The sequence below is a fragment of the Gluconobacter japonicus genome (assembly GCF_015244665.1).
Lineage (GTDB): Bacteria > Pseudomonadota > Alphaproteobacteria > Acetobacterales > Acetobacteraceae > Gluconobacter > Gluconobacter japonicus.
This window is the reverse complement of the sequence record NZ_JABCQN010000002.1, coordinates 152,103-175,777: the sequence shown is the minus strand read 5'-3', so window position 1 is coordinate 175,777 and position 23,675 is coordinate 152,103. Positions and strand designations below refer to the sequence as shown.

The 23,675-nt window shown below is 52.1% G+C and carries 22 protein-coding genes and 1 riboswitch; of the genes, 13 read left to right on the top strand and 9 right to left on the bottom strand.

Features of this window, described 5'->3' with window-relative positions:
* Positions 1-9: 9 nt before the first annotated feature.
* Both HKD32_RS04250 and HKD32_RS04245 read right to left on the bottom strand, forming a co-directional pair.
* Positions 10-1,149: an efflux RND transporter periplasmic adaptor subunit gene (locus tag HKD32_RS04250; RefSeq protein ID WP_061931356.1), complete on the bottom strand. Its 1,140-nt coding sequence runs from the start codon at positions 1,147-1,149 to the stop codon at positions 10-12.
* A 271-nt stretch (positions 1,150-1,420) separates the two neighbouring features.
* Positions 1,421-2,194 (bottom strand): OmpW/AlkL family protein, encoded by a 774-nt coding sequence (locus HKD32_RS04245; protein WP_010503025.1) that lies wholly within the window; start codon positions 2,192-2,194, stop codon positions 1,421-1,423.
* Between the two features lie 269 nt (positions 2,195-2,463).
* On the opposite strand from HKD32_RS04245, the gene HKD32_RS04240 reads away from it, so the two are divergent.
* The gene (locus tag HKD32_RS04240) at positions 2,464-3,066 is read left to right on the top strand and encodes a Crp/Fnr family transcriptional regulator (protein ID WP_034881553.1); all 603 of its coding nucleotides are present in this window, start codon (positions 2,464-2,466) and stop codon (positions 3,064-3,066) included.
* A gap of 76 nt (positions 3,067-3,142) precedes the next feature.
* Positions 3,143-3,595 carry a hypothetical protein gene (locus HKD32_RS04235; protein ID WP_061931354.1) on the top strand — a complete coding sequence of 151 codons (453 nt, stop codon included), beginning with the start codon at positions 3,143-3,145 and terminating at the stop codon, positions 3,593-3,595.
* Between the two features lie 45 nt (positions 3,596-3,640).
* Here HKD32_RS04235 and HKD32_RS04230 read toward each other — a convergent pair whose 3' ends face one another.
* The gene (locus HKD32_RS04230) at positions 3,641-5,092 is read right to left on the bottom strand and encodes a cryptochrome/photolyase family protein (RefSeq protein ID WP_061931352.1); all 1,452 of its coding nucleotides are present in this window, start codon (positions 5,090-5,092) and stop codon (positions 3,641-3,643) included.
* 191 nt (positions 5,093-5,283) lie between these two features.
* On the opposite strand from HKD32_RS04230, the gene HKD32_RS04225 reads away from it, so the two are divergent.
* The 8 genes from HKD32_RS04225 (at position 5,284) to HKD32_RS04190 (ending at position 14,700) form a co-directional block, all read left to right on the top strand.
* On the top strand, positions 5,284-5,475 hold the full coding sequence (locus HKD32_RS04225; protein WP_007284482.1) for an entericidin A/B family lipoprotein: 192 nt from the start codon (positions 5,284-5,286) through the stop codon (positions 5,473-5,475).
* 181 nt (positions 5,476-5,656) lie between these two features.
* Positions 5,657-5,815, top strand: a riboswitch (FMN riboswitch).
* A gap of 118 nt (positions 5,816-5,933) precedes the next feature.
* Entirely contained in the window at positions 5,934-6,968 is a 1,035-nt protein-coding gene (gene ribD, locus HKD32_RS04220) for a bifunctional diaminohydroxyphosphoribosylaminopyrimidine deaminase/5-amino-6-(5-phosphoribosylamino)uracil reductase RibD (RefSeq protein WP_194257577.1), read from the top strand.
* The gene (locus HKD32_RS04215) at positions 6,950-7,588 is read left to right on the top strand and encodes a riboflavin synthase (protein WP_194257576.1); all 639 of its coding nucleotides are present in this window, start codon (positions 6,950-6,952) and stop codon (positions 7,586-7,588) included. The genes ribD and HKD32_RS04215 overlap by 19 nt, the downstream gene beginning before the upstream one ends.
* Positions 7,585-8,838: a bifunctional 3,4-dihydroxy-2-butanone-4-phosphate synthase/GTP cyclohydrolase II gene (locus HKD32_RS04210; protein WP_061931346.1), complete on the top strand. Its 1,254-nt coding sequence runs from the start codon at positions 7,585-7,587 to the stop codon at positions 8,836-8,838. The genes HKD32_RS04215 and HKD32_RS04210 overlap by 4 nt, the downstream gene beginning before the upstream one ends.
* Positions 8,835-9,299 (top strand): 6,7-dimethyl-8-ribityllumazine synthase, encoded by a 465-nt coding sequence (gene ribH / locus HKD32_RS04205; protein ID WP_061931344.1) that lies wholly within the window; start codon positions 8,835-8,837, stop codon positions 9,297-9,299. The genes HKD32_RS04210 and ribH overlap by 4 nt, the downstream gene beginning before the upstream one ends.
* Positions 9,300-9,512: 213 nt before the next feature.
* Entirely contained in the window at positions 9,513-11,009 is a 1,497-nt protein-coding gene (locus tag HKD32_RS04200) for a glycosyltransferase family 2 protein (protein WP_194257575.1), read from the top strand.
* 164 nt (positions 11,010-11,173) lie between these two features.
* Positions 11,174-13,369, top strand: a complete 2,196-nt coding sequence (locus tag HKD32_RS04195) for a hypothetical protein (RefSeq protein ID WP_156471984.1) — start codon at positions 11,174-11,176, stop codon at positions 13,367-13,369.
* Between the two features lie 116 nt (positions 13,370-13,485).
* The gene (locus tag HKD32_RS04190; protein WP_082905327.1) at positions 13,486-14,700 is read left to right on the top strand and encodes a discoidin domain-containing protein; all 1,215 of its coding nucleotides are present in this window, start codon (positions 13,486-13,488) and stop codon (positions 14,698-14,700) included.
* Positions 14,701-14,715: 15 nt separating this feature from the next.
* Here the strand turns inward: HKD32_RS04190 and pqqE are convergent, their stop codons facing one another.
* From pqqE to pqqA, 5 genes are all read right to left on the bottom strand, one after another.
* Positions 14,716-15,789, bottom strand: coding sequence for a pyrroloquinoline quinone biosynthesis protein PqqE (pqqE, locus tag HKD32_RS04185; protein ID WP_061931335.1), 1,074 nt, complete (start codon positions 15,787-15,789; stop codon positions 14,716-14,718).
* Positions 15,786-16,061, bottom strand: a complete 276-nt coding sequence (gene pqqD, locus HKD32_RS04180; RefSeq protein ID WP_061931333.1) for a pyrroloquinoline quinone biosynthesis peptide chaperone PqqD — start codon at positions 16,059-16,061, stop codon at positions 15,786-15,788. The genes pqqE and pqqD overlap by 4 nt, the downstream gene beginning before the upstream one ends.
* Positions 16,058-16,777: a pyrroloquinoline-quinone synthase PqqC gene (pqqC, locus tag HKD32_RS04175; protein ID WP_061931331.1), complete on the bottom strand. Its 720-nt coding sequence runs from the start codon at positions 16,775-16,777 to the stop codon at positions 16,058-16,060. The genes pqqD and pqqC overlap by 4 nt, the downstream gene beginning before the upstream one ends.
* Positions 16,774-17,688, bottom strand: a complete 915-nt coding sequence (pqqB, locus tag HKD32_RS04170) for a pyrroloquinoline quinone biosynthesis protein PqqB (RefSeq protein WP_194257574.1) — start codon at positions 17,686-17,688, stop codon at positions 16,774-16,776. The genes pqqC and pqqB overlap by 4 nt, the downstream gene beginning before the upstream one ends.
* An 89-nt stretch (positions 17,689-17,777) precedes the next feature.
* Positions 17,778-17,858 carry a pyrroloquinoline quinone precursor peptide PqqA gene (gene pqqA, locus HKD32_RS04165; protein WP_010502998.1) on the bottom strand — a complete coding sequence of 27 codons (81 nt, stop codon included), beginning with the start codon at positions 17,856-17,858 and terminating at the stop codon, positions 17,778-17,780.
* A gap of 173 nt (positions 17,859-18,031) precedes the next feature.
* Here pqqA and HKD32_RS04160 point away from each other — a divergent pair, with 173 nt between their 5' ends.
* The 3 genes from HKD32_RS04160 (at position 18,032) to HKD32_RS04150 (ending at position 22,829) form a co-directional block, all read left to right on the top strand.
* Positions 18,032-19,297 (top strand): AI-2E family transporter, encoded by a 1,266-nt coding sequence (locus tag HKD32_RS04160; RefSeq protein WP_061931327.1) that lies wholly within the window; start codon positions 18,032-18,034, stop codon positions 19,295-19,297.
* A gap of 95 nt (positions 19,298-19,392) precedes the next feature.
* Entirely contained in the window at positions 19,393-20,025 is a 633-nt protein-coding gene (gene gmk / locus HKD32_RS04155) for a guanylate kinase (RefSeq protein WP_062023550.1), read from the top strand.
* A 188-nt stretch (positions 20,026-20,213) separates the two neighbouring features.
* Positions 20,214-22,829, top strand: coding sequence for a TonB-dependent receptor plug domain-containing protein (locus HKD32_RS04150; RefSeq protein WP_194257573.1), 2,616 nt, complete (start codon positions 20,214-20,216; stop codon positions 22,827-22,829).
* Positions 22,830-22,873: 44 nt separating this feature from the next.
* Here HKD32_RS04150 and HKD32_RS04145 read toward each other — a convergent pair whose 3' ends face one another.
* A complete protein-coding gene (locus HKD32_RS04145) occupies positions 22,874-23,647 on the bottom strand; it encodes an SDR family oxidoreductase (protein WP_194257572.1) in 774 nt (257 codons plus the stop codon).
* Positions 23,648-23,675: the final 28 nt, after the last annotated feature.

The window sequence follows — 23,675 nt, the reverse complement described above, 5'->3', positions numbered from 1 at the left end:
CCTGTCCGGTCAGTCGTCGTTCAACAGGATGGCGCCGCTTGTCACGATACGCTCACCTGCTGAAAGGCCGGACAGGACACGAACATCGTCACCTTCATCATACGTGATGGTCACGTCACGCCTTTGAAAGACACGTGGAGACGTCTCGATGAAGACGGACACCTGATCGTTGTTCATAAGCAATGCGGATTTCGGCACCAGAACGGAAGCCCCGGCAGGAATACCCAGCTTTGCGGACGCAAAAAGTCCAGGACGCAGGGTGCCATCCGCATTGGAGCACACTACATAGGCGTTTACGCGCCGTGTGTCTGGCTTGAGGGCGGGATCAACGGTCACCATCGGGCCGGAGCAGTGTCGTCCGGGTATTGCGGGGAACGTAACATCCAGTGTGACATTCCCAACCAGATCATCCGTGCGATCTTCTGGTACGGCCGCAGCAACCCACACAGATGAAAGATCCAGCAGAGTCATCTGAACAGCCGTTGAATCAGTAATATTCTCCCCGACAGCCATAGTCGTCGTCGCCACAACGCCATCAACTGGAGAAACAAGGGGAACCTGCCCCTGAGCGGCATAATCAGAGCGTGCACCAAGCACCTGAAGTCGCTGATGTGTACGCTGGGATTCAGCTTCTGCCTGCGCAAGGTCGTTCCTGGCAGCTTCAAGGTCTTTGACAGCGTTGCCACCGGCCGCCAGAACCCCCCGGGCACGATCATAGGCACGCTTGGCAAAATCCAGCGCGGCGCGGGCGCGGCGATCGTCTGCCCAAGCCTGATCCAAATCGCTGGCTGCGATGGTTGCGAGAACCTGTCCGCGGGAAACGTGCTGCCCCAGTTGAACGGCCACACTCATGATGCGACCTGTTGCAGGCGCGAGCACATTCACCTGGTGATCGGGAATGGGCACGACCTGAGCAGGCAGAACAATGGCCGTCGTATCGTTGGCTGAAGCAACCGAGGTCACAACCAGACGTTTCTGAAGGGGACTGTCCTTCCTGACAACGATGTTGCCATTCTGCCGAGTCAGCATAGGCGCATCGGGGGCCGCTTCATGCGAAGGGGCCAACAGATGAGTTCTCAGAAAGAAACCAAGGAGAAGGACAAGAATCAGCAGGCCGACGGCCAGAGCGCTGACGCGCGCAACACGCATATTTTTCGAAAACCCCGTACCTGCTGGACAGCTTCTGCCGCGACGGCGACAGAAGCAGAAAGCGCCCTGCTATTCCTGAACCCCGACGATTTCATGGCAGGAAGACACCCCACCATCGTCTGTCGGAATCACTAGAAGCTGAAAACTCGGATTTTCTAAAGCCTCTCGGCAACGTATTGCAAAAATTTTATGGTTCTGACTTGAAAATTACACAAAAAAAGCGGCTCACCCGAAGGATGAGCCGCTTTCGTCGCTAAACTGAATTTCAGGATCAGAAACGATATTCGATACCAGCAGCAACCGTCGTCGGGTTCAGGCTGTCGCGAGCATGGATATAAGGGCCGGAAGCTCCACCACGTTCGTTGATGAAAGCAGGAACGGAAAGCCACATCTGCTTGGCATCAAAGTTGAAGAACCAGTTGCCGACGAGCTGATAGTCGAAGCCAACATTTGCTGCCGGACCGACTGTCGTACGGAGATCAAGCTTCTGCACAGCACCACCAGCCGGGCTGATGTTGTGGAAGAACGCCAGCGTCAGACCAACACCTACATATGGGTTGAAGCGCTTGTGCGGACGGAAATGCCAGGCCAGCGTTACCGTCGGTGGCAGAACCCATGTGCTTCCCAAATCGACCTTGCCGAGAGCAGTGTCCTCAGCGGCCAGTTCATGGCGGGTGCTGGCAGCGATCAGATCAAGCGAGATATGATCCGTGAAGAAATACTCAAATGTGAATTCCGGAGCGACCTGATTGGTTGCCTTCACACGGCCTCCAATCACCTTCACACGGGAAGACGTATCCTGCGGCAGCACACCCAAAGCCGACAGACGGATCAGGAAGTCTCCCTTACCGAGACCGATTTTCGTATTCGCGCAGGTCTCGAACAAGCCGCAATGACCGGAGGACGGCGGCAGGATGTTAACCTGTGGGACGGGGGCTGCCGTCATCGGGGCGGAAACGGTAGCCTGCGGAGCTGCTGTCTGTGCGAAAGCAGGAGTAGCCATCAGGCCCAGGGCAGCGACCAGCGCGAAAGCGGAAGTCTTCATAAGGGAGGTTCCATCAACAATAGTTGACCTCAGAAAGCACTCCTCCCTGTCCCTCACCTTGACCTGGATCAAGTCTGGGGAATTATGTGTTATAGGTGTGGCGGCCAGAAGAAATGTTTCATGCCGGAAGAGAACAAAGAGTCATGACGTCGTCGCGCAACCCGGAAGAAATTCATGATCGTTGCTCACATTGCATCGGTCGGAAGCACAGTATTTGCAGCGCGATTGAAGACTGTGATCTTGCAATACTGGCAAGCGAGTCTTCGAGAATGACCGTTCCTGATGGTCGATCTTTCATAGAAGAAGGTTCGCCGGCACACGATTTCTTCGTTGTCACTGACGGACGGGTCAAGCTATTTACACTTCTTCCTGATGGGCGCCGTCAGATTACCGGATTTGCCGAGGGTGGAGACTTTCTCGGACTGGCGGCTTCCACGAGCTATGCATTTGGCGCAGAGGCGCTCGGCACTGCAGTTCTGTGTCGATTTCCACATGCCTCCATGCAAAGACTTACAGATCGCTTCCCAAACCTTGAACACCGCCTCCGACAGGAGGCCTCGCGGGAACTCAGCCTGATGCAGGCCAGGCTGACGCTTCTAGGACGCAAGACCGCTCGGGAACGGCTTGCAACCTTTCTCATGGAACGCATCCACCTGCTGGCCCCGCCATGCCACGCAAACGCTTCCCAGGTTGAATTCGACCTTCCTATGCCCCGCACAGATATTGCCGATTATCTGGGACTGACTATTGAAACAGTCAGCCGGGTACTGAGTGCCTTCAAACGTGAAGGTCTCATAAACATTCGCGGCATCACACACATTACAATCATGCAACCTGAACGCATTTCTGCCATTGCGGAAGGCCTCGAATAGTCGACTCATCAAGGTGAGGCCACATTCCCGCCATGATGAACTGGTGTCTTCCTGCCAGACATTTACAGGAGACTTCATGAAATCCCGTCTTTTCTTTCGTTCCATGCTCGCCATCAGCCTTCTGACGGGCTCCGCCATGGTGGTCTCTCACGCGCATGCCGCAGATCCGGCTGCAGCCACGCAGAGCAGCACCAGCCAGAATGATTTTCTTGGAAACCTGACGAAGAAAGAAGACAGCGTGAATACGCGTCTTCAGAACTACCAGACACAGTCCAAGGCTGCGCAGGAGCAGCGTACCCAGAAGATCCAGTCTCTCAAGGATCAGTACACGAATGCTCCGGCTAATCAGAAGGCTCGCATCCAGAAGCAGATCAATAGCGAACGCGACAAGCTGAACACTGCGCGCGCAGAGCAGACGGAAAAGCTTCAGAAGCTGAAGAATGCCCCTCAGGAGCAGAAGAACCGCCTGAATGCTCTTGGCAAGAAGACCCGCAGCGATGCAACCAACTTCCTGAACGGCGGTCTCTAAGATTCTCGTTGTCAGCCGGGTTTTTCCCCGGCTGACAGTTTCAGATCACAAACTTCTAAATGCGGCCATGGCCCGGTCTCGGCCCTCTTTCAGGTCTACAACAGGTCTCGGATAGGTTTTCCCAAGCGTAATGCCTGCTCTTTCGAGGTCATCCTCTTTCGCATTCCAGGGTTCGAACAGGTCTTTGCCAGACAACTTCTTAAGCTCTGGAACCCATTGCCGAATGTAATCCCCCTCCGGATCGAATTTCACGCCCTGCCGCGTCGGGTTGAAGATTCGGAAGAATGGCGATGCATCTATGCCCGTCCCTGCGACCCACTGCCAGTTCATGGCATTGCTTGCCCAATCAGCATCAACAAGTGTGTCGCGGAACCATGCCTCCCCCTCACGCCAGTCAATCAGCAGATGCTTCGTCAGAAACGAGCCAACAATCATTCTGGCGCGATTATGCATCCAGCCGGTTTTCCATAACTGGCGCATCCCAGCGTCTACAACAGGGACACCCGTTCTTCCCTGCTGCCAGGCCAGAAGATCTTTTTTGCTCTTGCGCCAAGGCATCTTCTCAAATTTTTGGCCAAGACTGGTATCCGGCAGGCGAGGTTGATGAAAGAGCGTGTATTTCGCGAATTCCCGCCAGCCAATTTCAGAAAGGAATATTCTTGCCCCCTCATCATGGGCACCTTTCTTTTGTAGTGCGGCCCAAATCTGCCGCGGAGAAATAGCGCCCGACGCAAGATAAGGAGACAGTCGCGACGTCCCTTCCCGGCTCAGTTCATCACGGCCTTTGCCGTACCGACTGCAGTCATGACGAACAAAATCTTCGAGGTGCTCATGTGCTTCCTTCTCGCCCGGCTCCCAGGATGCACGCAATCCAGCCGCCCAGTCCGGATGCGTGGGAAGAAGTGTTGACTCATCAAGCCGGTATTGAGCCAGAAGGCTATCTGACAAAGGGTAAAACGACAGATTAGCTGGAGAACCGAAAGGTTCTGGCACGTCCTGAGCCTGAAACGCTTTCCAAAACGCCGTGAAGACCTGATAAAAGCGCCCCTCCTTGGTCTGGACCTGCGCGGGGTCCAGCAACACCGTTCCCCACGACCCTTCGGCAGCAGTACCCTGCGTCTTGAGAGCAATCGCAATCCGCTCATCCTGCTCACGTTCTTTCTGATGCAGACGGTGATGCCAATAGACGCTTTGCGCACCTGTTTCCCTGGCCAGTTGCGGGACCAACTTTTCTGCCGAGCCTTTCAACGTCAGCAGAGTTCCTTGATGACGGCCCAAAGTCCTTCTGAGGTCTGCCAGAGCTCCGTGTAGCCACCATCGCGAGGCACCGCCAAGAGAATGGAGGGCTGGCGTTTCATCGTCCAGAACATAAAGGCAGATAAGAGGCTGTCCGGTTGCAAGGGCTGCTTGTAACGCCGGATGGTCACTGAGCCGCAGATCCTCCCTGAACCAGACAATAACAGGGGGTGCAGAAGTGTGGTGACCTTTGGCAGACATCGGGTCCTCGTTGCTATGATATGGAGGGCATAGCGTCCGACAGGTCGTTTTGTTCATAAGGTTGTGATTCTGATCCGAAATTCATGTTTCATTTTGAAACAATGCAGTCACACAAAATCCTTCACGGTCGTGAACTTTTCGGTCGGGATAGCGTTTCGATGCCGAACGCTCTTTCGAAGGAGTTATACCTAATGTCCATCAAGTCCATCGCCCGTGTTGCACTGTCCCTGACGCTGCTGTCCGGTGCTGCCGTTTCGCTTTCGGCCTGCAACACTGTTCACGGTGCTGGCCAGGACGTAAGCGCTGTGGGTCACAATGTGTCCCGCGGCGCCAACGCAACGCAGGATGCCATCCAGCGTCATACGGATGCGTCCACGCACTGATCTTCATTCATTCAGACCGAAGATCGACGAATCAACCGCCGGGATCTTTCCGGCGGTTTTTTCATGTCCGGCGCCCACACCAACAAGATCACGAAATGTGAGCCTTGAGGTGTTTTTAACCAGTTTTGATGTGATTCCACTTGTAATCTGTAATTTACCGGTCTCATATCTCAGTCTGAACAGACGTTCTCGGGGCGGGGTGGAACTCCCCACCGGCGGTATTGATAGGTTTCGATCTATCTGAGCCCGCGAGCGCCTTCTTTCTTCATGGAAGAGGGGTCAAGCAGATCCGGTGAGACTCCGGAGCCGACGGTCATAGTCCGGATGAGAGAGAACGCAGCACTTGCCCGATGTCGGGCAGGGAAAAGTGTGCACTGTGCACTCTCCCTGCGCTCATCATCGGTTGAGGGCGGCGTGCGCCCTGCGGACGTCCCTGACTGGGACCGAAGACCGCAGCCTTGTTGAAGCAGACCGCCTTTTCCGCATCTTCAAATCTCGCATCCATCCGGGACGGCTTTCGTGTGGCTATTGCTCGGGCAATAGACACGTTTGGGGCGACCTCACCCAACCCTTCTGTTGGCTGTGCGCTCCTGGATAGCGAAGGCCGTATCCTGACGGTTGGCATTCATCCGAAAGCTGGCCAGCCACATGCCGAAGCCATGGCACTTGCGCAGGCACAGGATACCGGCGTGCTTGAGCAGGCCCGGACGGCACTTGTGACGCTGGAACCCTGCAACCATACGGGCCGTACGCCACCATGCAGCGAAGCTCTGCGCAACAGCCCTGTTGAGCATGTCTGGATTGGAGTTGCTGATCCTACGCCTCAGGCAACAGGGGGAGCTGCACGTCTTCAGGAAATGCCGGGAGGACGTAATGTCACATTCCTGAAGGATGTTCCGGAACTGGCAGATCTTTATCGCGACTGCCGTGCATTACTAGCCCCTTTTCAGAGCCGCGCAACGCGTCATCGACCATGGATCAGCGTGAAGCAGGCTTTGGATCGCGACGGGTTTATGATCCCGCCAGTCGGTCAGACAACTTTTACGTCCGAGGCATCCCTGACACTCGCGCACAGACTGCGCCGCGCAACAGACGCCATCATCACGGGCGTTGGCACTGTTCTTGCTGACAAGCCCCGCTTTACCGTGCGTCGGGTTCAGGATCATGCCAATCGCGCAAAACGTCTGCTGGTCGTGTGCGACCGTCACGGGCGCCTTCCGGCGGACTGGAAAGCTGAGATGGAGCGGTCCGGGTTCGATGTCCTAACCAGCCCAGACCTTCTGGCTGTCCCGGCGATGCTGGCAGATCGCGGCGTGAACTGGGCCATGGTGGAAGCCGGGCCGGGTCTTCTGGAAACCGTGTCGGAGGCTGGTCTCTGGGATGACTGGCTGACCATTCGCAAGGATGGCGACACCGATCACATCACACTTCAATCGCGGGACGAGAGCCCGCTTCGACTGCTGAGGGAAAACGCATGTTCTCTGGAATCGTAGAGCGTCTGGGCACTGTCCGGTCCGTCTCCCTCCGGGACAAGGCCATGGACCTGACCATCGAGACGGGCTTTCCCGATCTGGAACTCGGTGAGAGCGTGGCGATCAATGGTGTCTGCCTGACGGTCGAGACGTTCGATGCCACCGGTCTCGCGACGTTCCACCTAAGTGGCGAAACATTATCCCGCACGCCGCTGGATCAGCTCAAGGCCGGTTCGAAGGTCAATCTCGAGCGTGCCGTTGCAGCCAGCACCCGGCTTTCCGGACATATCGTGCAGGGACATGTCGATAATGTCGCGACCCTCGCCAGTATCCAGAAAGCTGGCGATTCCTATGCCCTCCGCGTTTTCGTGCCTCAGGATCTGCGCCAGTATGTCGTGGAAAAGGGCTCCATCACCTTTGACGGTATCAGCCTGACGGTCAACGAACTGCATGACGGGATTGTTTGGGGAAACCAGACGGGATTCGAGGTTGGTCTGACCATTATTCCTCATACCTGGGAGCACACGAATCTTTCTTCCCTGGAGATCGGCACCCGGATGAACGTCGAAGTCGATGTGCTGTCCAAATACGTCGAGAACCTGCTGCGCTTCTCTCCTACCCTTGGAAAGGCTGTATCATGAAGCCATCTCTGAAAGCCGCCATTGAGGCCATTCGTGCAGGCGGAATGGTCGTCATGGTGGATGACGAAAACCGCGAGAATGAGGGTGATCTGGTTATGGCGGCACAGTTCGCCACACCGGAAGCCATCAACTTCATGGTGCGCGAAGCGCGGGGATTGGTCTGCCTTCCACTGGAGGCGGAGCAGGTTGATCGCCTTGGTCTACCTCCAATGGTCAGCCGTAACCGGGACCCACGCGGCACGGCCTTCACAGTTTCGATTGAGGCGGCGACGGGTGTCACAACAGGTATTTCCGCTGCGGATCGTGCCCGGACAATTGTGATCGCGGCCAATCCGGATGCAACAGCTGAGGACGTTGTTTCTCCTGGTCACATCTTTCCCCTTCGCGCTCATCCCGAGGGTGTGGTTGCGCGCAACGGACACACGGAAGGTTCGATCGACATCGCACGCCTTGCAGGCCTTGAGCCAGCGGGGGTGATTTGTGAGATCATGGCAGATGACGGCAGCATGATGCGTCTGCCGGAGTTGCGGCGGTATGCGGCAAAACACGGCCTGCCGATTGTCAGCATCGCGGATCTTCAGGAATGGTGCCTTGAGCATGGACGTGGTCCTGTAGAGGACGCCCAACTCATCAGCACGCCTGTTCCAGCTGCTGGGGAAATGATTGCGGCGTCGGCTCTGCCCAGCATTTTTGGCGGCCATGATCTGCGTATTCATGCCTTCCGGGCCGTTGACGGCGTGGAGCATGTAGCACTGGTGAAGGGCGATCCGTCCAAGGGAGTGCCGCTTGTGCGTCTACACTCCGAATGTGTGACAGGTGATGCACTTGGCTCCCTGCGTTGCGACTGTGGCGCACAGCTTCGGGAAGCTCTGGAGCGCATCTCCGCTGCGGAGTCTGGCGTGCTGGTCTATCTGCGAGGCCATGAAGGTCGTGGTATCGGCTTGGCCAACAAGATCCGCGCCTATGAATTACAGGATGCCGGCATGGATACCGTCGAAGCCAATGAAGCTCTCGGTCTGCCTGCCGATGCGCGGGAATGGGACGCCGCAGCCGACCTGCTCCGGCATCTGAGCGTAACCTCCCTGCGTCTTCTGACAAATAACCCGGATAAGGAATCCAACCTTGTCCGCTTCGGATTTGACGTTCAGTCTCGTGAACGACTGGAAATCGAAGCCAACCCTTTCAACCGGGCCTATCTCGCTACCAAGCGGACACGGATGGGTCATTTTCTTCAGGAACAACCCGCATGAGCAAGCATATCCCCGTCGCCCCTGACCTGCGCCTTTCGCCTGCACCGAAAATGGCCATCATCGTCAGCCGCTTCAATACAGAGATTACGGGCGGCCTGAAGAATGGCGCGCTTGAGTGGATGGAAGAGCGCGGCATCACAGATGTGGATGTTTATGATGCTCCTGGCGCGTTCGAACTGCCACTTCTGGCGCAAAAGCTGGCAAAGTCGGGAAAGTATGAGGGTGTGATCTGCCTTGGTTGTGTCATCAAGGGCGATACGGCGCATTTTGAATTCATTTCCCTGGGTGCCACCATCGGCATCATGCAGGCCCAGCTTGCAACGGAAGTGCCAATCGCTTTCGGCATTCTGACGACTTACACGGAAGCACAGGCCGTGGCTCGCTCCCGTCATGATGCAGAAAACAAGGGGCGGGAAGCAGCGGCGGCGTGTGTCGAAAGTGTTGCTTTCCTAAGAAATTAATATGACATTTGTAGGGATTCTCTTGTTATTAATTTAACAATAAGAGAATCCCTACTTTATTAGCATACGGTATTACTTATTATTATATTAATATTACTTTATAAACCCAAAAGATTGCGACTCTCTGGAAACCAGATTAATGTAAGATTAATTCGTGCGGTAGTGCCATGGTGAAGCTCCCAAAACTTCATTCTGGATCAAGGGAAACAAGTAATGTCAGAACGCCTAGCCCTCGCTATATTTGTCAAAAATGAAGAGCGGGATATCGCTTGGTGGTTAGGGTGGCATATCGCCCTCGGGTTCACGACGATCTGCGTTTACGATGATGACTCAACAGACAGGACAGCGGAAATCGTCCGCGCGGCCTCAAAATCGTTTGATGTTCGACTAGAGACATCCGAAAAAGCTGTCCGGTTTAATCACCGTCAAAGATTAACTTACGAAAAAGCAATTTCTGACGCAAAAAACAAGTTTGAATGGCTAATGTTCCTCGATTCAGATGAATATCTTGATCTTGGAAAAGATCAAAATCTTTCTGCTTTTCTAAAAAAATTCCCCGATGCGTCGGCTATTGCAATCAACTGGTGTTGCTTCGGAAGCAATCACCATATCGTTAGGCCAACAAACTCGTCTCCATTGGAATCATATGTACGTCGGTCAAACCCAAATTCTACTGACGCAAACAAAATTGTAAAATCAATATTTAGACTTGATAAAACGAGCAGCAGATACATTAATCCGCATCATTTTGATGTAGATGGGCTCTATATCACTTCAGACGGCACCGAAATACAGTGGGACGCCACCCACCCCGAAAGAACACAGGACTACCCATCTTGGACGAATGCTTGTGTGCGGCATTATGCCTGCCGCAGTCTGGCTGATTTTCTGGATAAGGTTGAACGGCGCAGCGATATTCGCGACCTACCTGATCCAATGAATTATTTCAAAATTTTTGATATCAACGAAACGCTCGATGTACCAGATGAAGGTTTTCTATTAAAGGTCAGAAAAATCGTCCGGCAAATACGCCAAAATTACGAACAGATTCTTTATTCTAAAATAACAAAAAAACAGCCATGGAAAATTTATAACGGTCATGTTGGTTTTGAGATTTGTGAAATCCAAACCGTTCATGGATCTCGTGCGTGTCTGGATCGGGAAAGTGGAAATTTGGTAAGCATTATGGATGGTGCAAACGCTGATCGTTTTGCACCTATCTATGGGATTTTAGTAAATGATGACCCCGACACTCTCTATCTAACCACCGCGACAGAAACAGACATTCTTCATGTGCCTTTTGATGATCGTTTTGGAACAATCGTTCCATTCAAGATCGAAACAACAGGAGAAGGTACATCTGATATCGGGCTGCGCAATCCTCATTCAGGTCGCGCTATCTGTTGGCTCCTTCCAGATCAGGAAACACGTTCAGGAGCTATTGAATGTGATCGACAGTGGATGCATGGATGGGAGATGATCCACCTCCACAAGCTAGATATGTTTCCAAACAGACTTGCAGAGATAGTTGCGAAACTAACACATTTTTCTTTGCCGAATGCATACTCGAATGAGGTATATACCAACGATATGGATATAGCATTTGCATTTTTGTCATCCAGAACTCAAAGTGAACAGAACATTTGGGCTCAGGAAAATAATGTGACGTTGCCAACCTGGATGACAAATGCCCCCAAAATCACACTTTAGATATGAATATCGCCAACAAAATGTTTCAAAAAATTCTTAATTATAGATAAAGAATTACCTTGCCCCGAGCATCCTATTTTGTTAGAAAGCAGTATTATCAAATTCAACTAATTTTATTTCTCAGCCACCTCAAAGAGGTGGCTTTTTTTTTGCGAGTTTGAGTCATGAAAAAAAATGCCATTCTGACGTATATTTTGAGCATTCTTTTTTTTCCCGGGATCTGTCTGGCTTCCCCTCAGACAACATACCGCGATAACTCCGGAGCTACTAAATCCATCCTGTTTACGACGTCTCTTAGCAATACCAATCTTATGAAATCATTATCTTACAAAGATAATACAGGGCAATGGAAACCTGTCACTGTTACACAACAAATATGTGGAACCGATGGCAATAATTATCCCGTAATATGTAACCCTTTAGAAAAAAACATGATTGGCACAGCCAATGGAGTTGCGGGACTAGATGAAAATGCACGAGTTACTTCTTCTATCCTTGGAGAATCTATTATTACTGGACCTCGTATCAGCGGTATAGTTCTTCCTACCGTATATAACAATGTCAATCCACAGTTGACAGCAAACGGCAAAGGACCATTTTACTGGTGGGACGGAAATTCCACGATGCGCGTTGGCGGAACTCCTATTACCCTACCTCATAGCCCATATGGAAATCAGGCTGGGACCTACGAAAGCCTTGTTCTGAACGGCGTTCCAACTGGTGGCTATACGGCTGGTTGTGTATTATGCCTTTTCATGGAGCCTAGTGACATCAAGCAGGCAGCCGTATCAGCCGTAAATGTTCAAGGTGGAACCATCCCTAGCGCCGATGGTGTTCAGCTTTATGCAGGTCCAGTAAACGCAAATTTTGATCTAATCCTGCCAGCTGCCACATACACAGCTACAAGCGTTACCCTTGCCGGGACTTTGACTGCGGCTGAACTTGCTCATATTCAACCCATGATGACGATTTTCACCAACTCTCAAATTCCGGGTATTTCGGCATCGAACAACGAAATAGCTGATTACTACATGGGTGTGATTAAATCTGTTTCTACCGATAAAAATGTAACTACAATCACTGTCTATGGTTGGGGACAACAACTTACACAGTCTACTGGAGCCATCCCTTCCACAACATCTCTGGAAAGCTATTTCTGGGCTAATCAGACAACGCCCGTTGTGGGAATTGGCGGATTTAACAAAACTTTCGCCCGTAATATATTCATGAGCTACGATGGCGCAAAATCTGGCGCAACAGGTAATGCGGCAACTTCTCTCATTCATTCTTTTGCTGGTGAGGAACTTGATTTCAACGTTCGTAACGAAACCCGTAAAGGTGCTGTTCAGTTTACCGGCTACACACTTAACGTGAGCATGGATCCACTCCATACGAATTCTTTAACCCATAACAGTCTCGGATTTTATGCGGGAGGCAACACGCCTCATCACTTCCTTGCAGGAGACAGTTGTTATCCGGACGCCTCAGGTTATTATGACCAGAGTGCTTTTGAAAGTGCAGGCTCCTGGATTGGTGGAGGATGCCGTCTCGGAGAGTTGGAAACAGTTCTCAAACGACAGGACCAAGAAATCTTTGAATTCGATGGCTTAACGCAACAGTCTCCAAACTGGCGGTTAATGTACCACCTGGCAGAGCGTGTTTCGGGAGAAGGAACCGGGATTCAAAACGTGACCCCGAAATTTGGCATTGTTCTGGATGGTGAGAAAGGCGCAGGGGTCAGTTACGGTTCCCAACAGGCCGATTTTGAATGGAATTGGAACGGCTATTGGGGTGGGCTGGCTCTTTGTGGTTATGGAACAAATTGTGGCTTCATAATGGATGGTAACGGGGTGTCGCACATGGCACCGCTAGGTCTGACAGGTGGAAACGCTCTGACGATTGGCACACAGCCGTCAGGACACGTCGCAGGATTAGGCGAATATGTGGACGCAACCTATAGTAATAATCTGCTTGAAATTATGCGAGGAACAACCGCTAACCTTAGCCTTGACGCAAATGGTAATTTAACTTTATCGGGAAATATCGCTGCAGGTGCGGGCGGACAATTTATCTTGGCCCCCGCAAGCGGGGCAGGAGCGGGTGTAGGAAATTACATGACCACAGATGGTTATGCCAACCTGACGGTTCACGCCTCCAACGGTGGAACGGCCACGATAAGTGCAGGTCATATAATTGAAACTACGACTTATTCACTAAATTCCATGCCTAACGCGTCTCAGGACGGAGAACATGTATGGTGTTCTGACTGCAAACTAAACGGTATCATAGGCGTTGAAGCCTATTGGCACAGTTCAGCATCCAAATGGACAGATAGCCAGAATAATGATCTGGCTAAATAATTTTTGATATCTAGGATTTTGATAACACTTTATTTAAAGAGACCATTTGAAAAAGAAAAATTTATGATATATTAAAAGTAATTGAAATTTTGGATTAAACTTTAGGAAGCTCCATAATGTCAGAAGTCATTCTTGATAACGATAACTATGAAGTTTCCTATTGGAACAGAGAATCCTGCAATGTCACTATTGTTTTCTCCAGCGCTGGAGCATTGGCTTTAGCGCAGCCTGTAGAAGAATTTAAAAATACCATAAAAAACTTTAATACATCTTATATTTTCGTTAGATCAAAACATCTAGATTGGTACAATAACATAAATTCTATTAAAATGTTCCGTTTTCTTAGTTATTTTTGTAAAAAATACCAATTTATTTACTCTATGGGCGAAAGTCTTGGCGCATCTGGAGCACTTTTATTTTCAAAATACTGTGAAAGAATCACCCGAATAATGGCTTTTAGCCCGCAGTATTCCGCGCTTCCAGCTTTTTGCAAATGGTTCGGGCCGCTTAGTCCTCTGGATGGTGCCATTAGCACATTCGCATTTTCTGATTATGCTCCAGAAAGTGCCGCCTCTAAAGCTGTTTTAATTTACCCCTCCTGTTCATATGAAGATAATCTTCATGCAAAATTTTATAAATCTGAGAATTTTAATGTTGTTACCATTAACACTCGCCATCATGATATCGCTAGGCATCTTAAAAAAGATTATGGTACCAATTATCTAAATATAGTTCTTGATGCATTCTATAATAATAGGATAGATTTTTCTGCCGATACATTTGAAAAAATTCTATGCAATATTGTAGAATATAGCCCAAAATCTTTTGTGAAATGGATTGGGGATCAAACATTTAAATACGATCATTTTATCGAAATACCAAATTTTCATCTAGTCTCTCATGATGGGAAAGCTACACAAAGTAGTGTCTGCGAATACTCATTTCACAGAGACAGTACTGAGGCAGAAGCACAACGAGCAATTGATGAGCCTCTGCGTATGATTCCAGCGTTCCATACAGGTTTCGAAAAAAATCCTTGGTGGAGCATTGAACTGAAACAGCCTGCTCATATCAAGCAGATCATCATTTTTAACCGTTGCGATAATGAAGAGTTTGCGCGCAGATTTAACAAATTCTCCTTACTCAAGTCAGATGATGGTATATACTGGGAGGAATTTTACGAAAAAAATGATGCGCGATACATTGGAGGTGAGTTCGGAGAGCCTCTTCAAATAGAGACCGATTTTACGGCTCGATATATCAAAATTTTTCTAAACGAAACCAATTTTCTTCATCTCAGCAGAGTCAGTATTTATGGAAACCATCTCTGATAGTTTCCATAAATTTTAAAAACGCCGATAAAATAATGTGTCTTTCGGAACACTATTATTATCAGCAATTTGCACTATCTGCTCATGAAACGGCGACTGGCTGCACACCGGATCCATGTTCGCCGCATCTCCTGTCAATGCTAGAGCCTGACAACGACATCCGCCCCAGTCGATTTCTCGACGATCACAGGCGCGACAGGCTTCCGGCATCCACTCTGTTCCACGGAACATGTTGAACAGGTGGGAGTTGTTCCAGATATCCGCCAAAGACTCATCTCGAACATTGGGAAACGTGACGTTCGGGATGATTTCTGCGGCGTGACAGGGAAGAACACGCCCAGACGGCGAGATATTCACAAACCTTTGCCCCCAACCGCCCATGCAAGGTTTGGGCCTGTCTGCGTGATAATCAGGCGTTACATAATCGATGGCGAGGCCACCTTTAGCGCGCTCTGCCTCAACCGCCCGGGTAGATTCCTCAAGCTGCTGCCGGCTTGGTAAAAGAGCATCGCGGTTCTTCAGGCCCCAGCCATAATATTGGGTATGCGCAATTTCGACGCGGCCAGCTTTCAACTCACGGGCCAGCTCAAACATCTGCGGAATCCGGGCCACATTTTCCCGATGAACGACGAAGTTCAACGTCATGGGAATGCCGGATTCCTGAATAAGCCTAGCGGACTTCAATTTGCGCTCCTGCGCGCCCTTCAAGCCACCAATGCGCTCAGCGCCCTCTGTCGTGACATCCTGAAATGAGAGCTGGATATGATCCAGTCCGGCCTTATCCAGAGCCTCCAGCTTGCTCGCATCCAGCAGGACGCCGGATGTAATGAGATTAGTGTAAAGGTTCAGCTTTCGCGCCAGCGTGACCAGTTCGACCAGATCCGACCGCGCCATAGGTTCGCCGCCAGAGAAATGGACCTGTAGAACGCCCATCTCCGCTGCCTGCTCCAACACCCGACGCCACCCAGCCGTATCCAGCTCTGCCGCCTTCCGCTCCAGATCCAATGGATTAGAACAATAAGGGCAGGCAAGCGGGCAGCGGTGAGTCAGCTCAGCCAGAAGGCTCATCGGAGGCTGGGGTAAGGTCATGCGCGAAGAACGCCCTTTTCCGTCAGATCAGAAAGAAGCGCGAGAACGTCCGTTGAGATGACCTCGCGGGGAGCGGAGAACTGTTCCGTCAATACCTCAATGATCGTACCGACAGCCCTCTCTCCGTCCACAAGACCCAAAATATGTGGGGCGGCACCTTCGATAATAAAAGCCTTCTCGGGAGCCTGGACGAGCCAGAGATCCCGAACGCGGTCTTGTTGAAGGCGATGACCGCGCGCGAAAGACAGCACGGTGTCTTCCGTCACACTCATGGGACAAAAGCACCCGGTGGGATGTGGCCTTCCACATACGCATAATCCAGCGCATCCAGCATGGACCACAGAACGGAGCACTTGAACTCCAGAGCGCCCAGAACTTCGCGCTGTTGTTCCGGTGTAAGAGCATTTTCCCGCACATAGGCTAACGCGAAATCGGAATCCCGAGGAGCCTGCGTGAGACGCGGCGTGAAATAGGCCAGCGTTTCTTCGGAAATGAAGTCGTAGTGACGCAGCATCCCCGAAACCCGTTCGCTGATAATCGTCGGGGAAAACAGCTCGGTCAGTGAGGAGGCAATGGCGGCCAGTATGGACTGATCCCGCACAAAGTTCACATACGCATCCACGGCAAAGCGCGTCGCGGGCAACAGGCCATCGGTGCTCTCCACATAATCCCGATCAAGACCCAGACCATCCGTGAGCACAAGCCATCGGGCAACACCGCCTGTTCCAGGCTCCGTACCGTCATGATCCTCGATACGGCGACGCCATTCGCGGCGCAGCTCGGCGGTCGGCAGGCGAGCAAGGAGCGTGGCATCCTTGGCCGGGATCTTGGCCTGATAATAGTAGCGATTTAGGGCCCAGGCCTGCACCTGCTGCTTCGTCAGCAGACCATCGTGCAGCTTGCGATGGAACGGATGACGGTTGTGGTAGCGCTCAGCCCCGATCTGGCGGAGGCGGGCTTCGAGCTGGTCAGGGGTCAGGAGTGTCATGGTGTTTCCAGTCTGAAAGTCATGCCGTCTTCGGACACGGTCCACCCCGCATTCTCGACGTCTTTGCGTTCCGGACTGTCTTCCATCAGAACCGGGTTTGAGTTGTTGATGTGAATCAAGACTTTACGCGGTTTTGAACAGGATGCGAAACTCTCGACAGGGCCACCGCTGTCGCGAACAGAAACATGCCCCATGCGCTGACCTGTTTTCGGGCTCAGACCGGCACAGATCATTTCATCGTCGCGCCAGAGCGTTCCATCGAAAAACAGGATATTCGCCTGGGACGCACGCTCTATGATGTCTGGGGTAATGTGAGCACAGCCGGGAATGAAAAGTACCGTTTGCGTCCCATCCGTGATTGAGACACCCAAAGTTTCATCAGGCCGCGACCCTTCAGCCTCAGCGTAAAGCGGGGCCTTCCCCGGGACTGCGAAGGCCGTCAGCGTCAGGCCAGACGGAGTGCCATCTTTCAGGTTGAGTGCTGTCGGTACGTCCAGCTTGAGAGTCACACGCGGGACAATCGCAGGGTCAAGCGCGCCGAAAATAGGATTGGCGGCCAGTTGGTCCAGCGTGGACTCGCTGCCCATCAGCGTGAAAGGCTCACGCTCACGCAGGGTTAGCAAGCCCGTGATGGCGTCGATTTCACCGCAGGTCAGGATGACACTCTGGATCGGCGTGCCACGAAGACTGCCCTGATGATGAAGGGCTGGCGTCTCGATGATCTGCTGTCGCAGGTCCGGGGAGGCATTGAGAACAAACCAGTGTTCTCCATCGGCACTCACGGCAATGGAGGCCTGAGTGCGAGGGCGTGCGCCCTGTCGCGTGCGGGCGGCAACACATCCGGGCGCTGCGGAGTTCCATTGGGGGAATCCACCGCCGGCCGCGGAGCCGAGCACGATGACATCAATCATTTTTCAGAAAACCGTCTGGTAGGCGTCAACAGAAAAACGGCCGCCCCTGTAGGAGGCGGCCGTCATTTTCCCCAGAAAGGGAAAGATGATTACTTCTTCTCGCCGCAGACGTACGAGTTGATTTCTGCGCCCAGCGGAATTTCGGTAACTTTCGGCGTGTTCCAAGCCATGGCTGTTCTCCTAGCTCCAGGTTCGCCAACGGGCAGGGTCCCGTTAGCTCTGATCATTATTTAGTGACCTGTTCCTACTGGAGTTCAAGAGGGTTTTTGGGCAGAACACGCAACTGTGTCCTCTGTCAGGTCTTCTCACCTGAACATCATCTCCTCCGATTCAGGCACCAAACATGTCCGGCCGTTCGACTGAGCCTTCCGCACTTCCCAGCCAGAAAGGCTCTCTTCCGCCGGAAGATGACGCCCCTTGTCCTCTTTCGGACCTTGTTAAAGAAGACGAGGATCTGCCGGACCCCACGCTGGATCGTGACATATTGCGTCAACATCTGAACGTCCGGGATATCTGTGTTCTAATCCTGACGATTCTGGCCGTTTTCTATTCTTTGTATTTCACAGCGCCCATTCTTCTGCCTTTCGTCTTCGCACTGGTGGTCAATCTCATGATGATTGCCCCGATGCGTTTCCTTCGACAGAAGCTCCACCTCCCCAAGCATTTGGCTGCGTTGCTTCTGATCGTCGCCATGTTTGGTGTGGTGGGGGGTATTGCCACGACGATCTCCGTTCCTGCAGCTGGCTGGATCTCCCGTGCTCCACAGACTCTTCCGGCACTTCAGAGCAAACTGGCCGTTCTGCGTGGCCCTATTGAAATGATGCAGCGGGACTATCAACGACTGTCCGGAGTGTTTGGCGGGTACCGGCCATCAGGCTCTCATGCCGTCGCTGCCCCTATTGGCGGAGAGACAGCGTTGAGCAAGTTGGGCACCTCTGTTCTTGCCGGCACACGGGAAGTCGCCGGAGGATTTTTCTCCATGCTGCTGATGCTGTTCTTCCTCATGACAGAAGGAGACACGCTGCTCCGGCGTATCGTGGAAATCATGCCGACTTTTCGGAAGAAGCGCCGGCTGGTTCAGATCACAACCCAGATTGAGCGGAACGTATCTCTCTATCTGGCGACCATCACCATGATGAATTTCCTGGTGGGTCTGGCGAACATGATCCAGTGCTGGGCGACGGGAATGCCCAACCCTCTGCTCTGGGGTGTTTTGGCTTTTCTATTGAATTATATCCCCATCATCGGACCGCTTACGGGTGTTGTGGTATATTTTTTCGTAGGGCTCTTTACCTTTCCATCCCTGCTTTATGCACTTGTTCCCCCATCCATCTACCTGCTGATCCATGTGCTGGAAGGCGAAACGATTACGCCGATGCTGCTGGCGCGGCGTTTTACGCTCAACCCCGTTTTTGTTATGGGATCACTGCTCTTCTGGGACTGGATGTGGGGAATTTCTGGCGCGTTCCTGTCCGTTCCAATGCTCGCGGTCTTCAAGATTGTCTGTGACCATATCGAAGTCCTTGCCCCGCTTGGACATATTCTGGGCGGCTCCCGCAGACGGTCACTCAGCAGCGCCATCACGGCACAACTTCAGTCCGAACCCTGAGAAGGCTGATTTGAGGAACATCTGGTCAGACAGGGGGTTTTCAGGGTAGAGGCTGCGGCATTGTCCGGCACAGGAACCATCTCAAGGAGACCTCCATGACCCAACAGTCCCGACGCGGCGTCTGTCTGGTGATCTCAGCCCCCTCCGGTGCGGGTAAATCCACGATCGCCAATGCCCTGCGTGCGTCAGAACCCAGCCTCAAGCATTCTGTCTCTGTGACAACGCGGAGCCCTCGCCCCGGTGAAGTGGAGGGCATTCACTATCACTTCCGGGATATCGAAGCCTTTCGTGCGATGGCTGAGGGCGGAGACCTTCTCGAATGGGCAGAAGTCTTCGGCCGTGGGTACGGCACTCCTCGATCCCCCGTAGAGGAAGCCCTGGATGCTGGTTATGACATGGTGTTCGACATCGACTGGCAGGGTCACCGTCAATTGCGTGAAGCTCTTCCAGAGGATGTAGTCAGTCTCTTCGTTCTCCCTCCGTCATTGGAAGAACTGGAGCGTCGCCTAAACAAGCGTGCTTCTGACGACCCTGCAGAAATTGAGAAGCGTATGAAAGCGGCCCTCAACGAAATTTCACATTGGGCAGAATTCGATCATACCATCATCAATTCCGATCTTGATACAGCAATTTCTCAGGCGCGTTCCGTTTTGATTTCGGCACGATTGACGACCCGTCGGCAACGTAATCTCGTCAATGTAGTGGCCGGCTTTAATCCCACTCGTTAGCGTCCTATGCACATAGAAAGATTTCCGAGGGGCTGCCATTATTTGATGGCAGCCTTTTTTGTTACCAAATCAAGAAATGACAAAATATTTCTAATGTGGAATTACTATAGCTAACCGTAACAGTTTCGTTATGAACTGTTTTAGCAGCCGCAACGCTGATTCAGATCTTCATTCCGGGAGTCGCCAGCATGTCATCAAGACGCCTCTTTTTTCTTGCAACCACATCAATTCTGGCTTCTTCACTGGAAACTCAAGCTGTCGCTGCAACAACACCAGCGACAGCATCCCATTCCGCAAGGGCCATACAGCACACCTCCGCTCATGGAGCAAAAAATCCGGTCTCAACAAAACAACAGGTTGTTCGGAGGCGTAGTGCGCCAGCAGGCGGCAATGAGACCATGATCGTTACGGGAACGCACGCAAGCAACAAGCATGCGCGTGAAAGCACGAGTCCGGTGACTGTCGTAACAGCCGCTACACTTCGTCGTTCAGGTCAAATGAATCTGGCTGACGCACTGACACGGACCTATGCCTCGATCAACGTTTCTGCCAAGGGAAGCGATACGGCTGCTCTGACCTCATCTATCCGGATGCGCGGCCTAAATCCAAACCAGGTTCTGATCCTGATTGATGGAAAGCGTCGTCACGTCACGGCCAATATTGTGCAGAATGCTGGGCCGCAGTTTGGTTCGACGCCTGTTGATCTCAACATGATCCCGGCCAATATGATCGACCATATCGAAGTTCTCGAAGATGGTGCCGCAGCAATGTATGGGTCGGACGCGATTGCTGGCGTGGTGAATATTATCACCAAAAAGCAGGACCATGGTCTGAACATGTCCGCACAGACTGGTGCCAATGCCTATAACGGTGATGGATGGCAGTACCAGCTCAATGCAGATGGTGGCTTCAAGCTTGGCCATGACGGTTTTATGCACATCAGCGGACAGGTCTATCATACAGATCATTTCGTTGCAGGAGCAAAAGATCATCGTCTTCTGGGGTACTGGCCTGCAGGTGCCAACACGAACGGTTATTACACCGGCGTTGTGGCTAACGCGCGAAGCGTGCCCACAGACTCCAATAAAATCATGAGCACCCCGGAAGAAACCCGTGAAAATCTGGGTATTGATTTCGGAAAACCCATTACAGAGAAAATCGATTTCTACGGGCAGGTCACATATGCCCACCGTCATGCCGAAGCCATTCAGAATTATCGCGTTCCCAGCATTGCACCAACACTTTACCCATCCGGCTTCTCGCCGCTCGAAGTCATTGACGAAGATGACTATGCAGGAGAACTCGGCCTCAAAGGGCACGATTTTTATGGCTTCGATTGGGATCTAAGCACCGTTTATGGTGCCGATCAGGACAAAATCAGCAACAAGAACACAGCCAATACCGGTATGCTGGGATCGACCTGCAATAACGGCAACGTAGCCAATTATTCCTCCAGCGGGTGCGGCTGGTCTCCAACGACTGTTCGTGCACTGAACTATCGTAACGCGCAGTGGACCAACAATCTGGACTTCCGACGCAAGATCAACATTTTCAATACGGTGCCGATGGTTCTGGCTTTTGGTGGCGAACATCGTTTGGAAATGTATGACATCGTTGCGGGCGAACCCGCATCCTATGAAGTTGGCGGAACGCAGGGTTATGCCGGTCTACGCCCCCAGAACGCAGGCTCCTGGAGCCGTAACATCTGGGCCGCCTATATCGATGGTGACTTCCATCCGCTGAAGCATTGGGATCTCGATTTCGCAGGGCGTTTTGAGCACTACACAGATGTTGGCAATGCCCAGAACGGCAAGGTCTCAACACGTTATGATGCGACACCGTGGCTGGCATTCCGTGGTACGATCAGCACCGGCTTCCGTGCTCCAACACTTGCGGAACAGCACTACAGCACCATGAGCGTTAGCCCGACCAGCGCCAGTGGTCTGCTTCCCGTCAGTTCTGCTGCTGCCCGCATTCTTGGTGCCAGCCCACTCAAGCCGGAATATTCTGTCAGTTCCAGCGGTGGTGTTGTGGTGGAACCTGTGAAAGGCTTCCATGTGGAAGCGGACGTCTACCAGATCAATCTGCGTAACCGTATTTCACAGGGTGGTACGACCAAGGGTCAAGCGGCCGTCGATGCCATTCAGGCTATGGGTTATGCTCTACCGGTCAATTCGTTTGATATAAGCAATGTTTCTGCATATTATTTCGCAAACGTAGCAAGTACTCGCACACAAGGTCTCGATATCAAAGCGGATTATACATTTCACCTGCACCGTTATGGCAATCTCGCACTGAGCATGGCGCTAGACCTGAACCGTACCCGCATGCATCATGTCGCAAGTGATACGAATGGCAGCCCGCTGCTTAATGCACAGACGATCGGCTACCTCACAACAGGCTATCCGCGCAGCAAGATTATCCTCAACGCTTATTATACTATTGGAAAATGGGATCTAAATGTTCGTCAGACCCGTTACGGTGAAACAACGTCCATGATGACGTATCAAGACTGGACGCCAGCTTCCGCAACGTGCCCCGCATCCGGTGGAGCGCTCCGCTACTCCAACACCTGCTTCGCTCAGTTCAAGAATACCCCTCGCTGGCTGACAGACCTTGAAGTCGGTTATCGCTTCAACGAACATTGGCATGTCGCTGTTGGTGGCAACAACGTCTTTAACATTCGTCCGCGCAAGCTACCTGAAGAGCTAAGCTCCTACGGTGCTGCTGTCTATGACTCAAACTCGGCACAAGTGCCGATCAACGGCGGTTACTACTACGGTCGTATCAACGCGACATTCTAATTCCCAACAGGACCGGTGAGGAAAATATCCTCACCGGTTTTTTCTTATTTGGTCGTATAGCCACCATTCACGAGAATGGTCTGACCCGTCATCCACCATCCATCAGACACAAGCATCCGCACAAACGGCACAACATCCTCAATATCTGTCAGACCCGTTTTACTCAGTGCTGATAAAGCCGCTGCTGTCTTGTGATATGCCACGGCATCCGCGCCTTCCTGTCCATAAAAGAAGGGCGTATCCATTGGTCCAGGGCCAATGGCATTTACGGAAATACCACGCGCTCCATATTCCTTGGACGCCGCACGAGTAAAATGCTCCACCGCTGCCTTGCTGCCTGCATAAGTGGAATAGAATGGTGTGTAGGCTCCCAGAAGGGATGTGACGAGCGTTAAAAGCTTACCATTGTCTTTGAGATGCAAGCCGGCTTCCTTGATGAAAAAGAACGCCGACTTCGTATTCACATCGAACATCTCGTCAAATTCAGCTTCAGACGTCTCGGCGATCGGTTTTTTCAAAACCTTTCCGACGGTATTGATGGCAATATCCGGCTGGCCAATCGCCGCCACAGTCTCTCTGAACAGGTCCGCGTTTCCGGCGGCTGTTCTCAGATCTTTCTGGAAGGCTACGGCCTCGGCGCCAGCCTGCCTGAGTGCGGCAAGAGTTTCATCCGCAGCGCCTTTTGTTTCTGCGCTATTATAGTGAATGGCAATGGCACGCACACCTTGAGCCGCAAGGTCCCGGGCAATAAGGCCACCAAGATTCTTGGCACCACCGGCGATAAGAGCCGTTTTTCCCTTCAGCGTATGATCTACCATGATTGGGGTCTCCATCTTTCGCAATTAA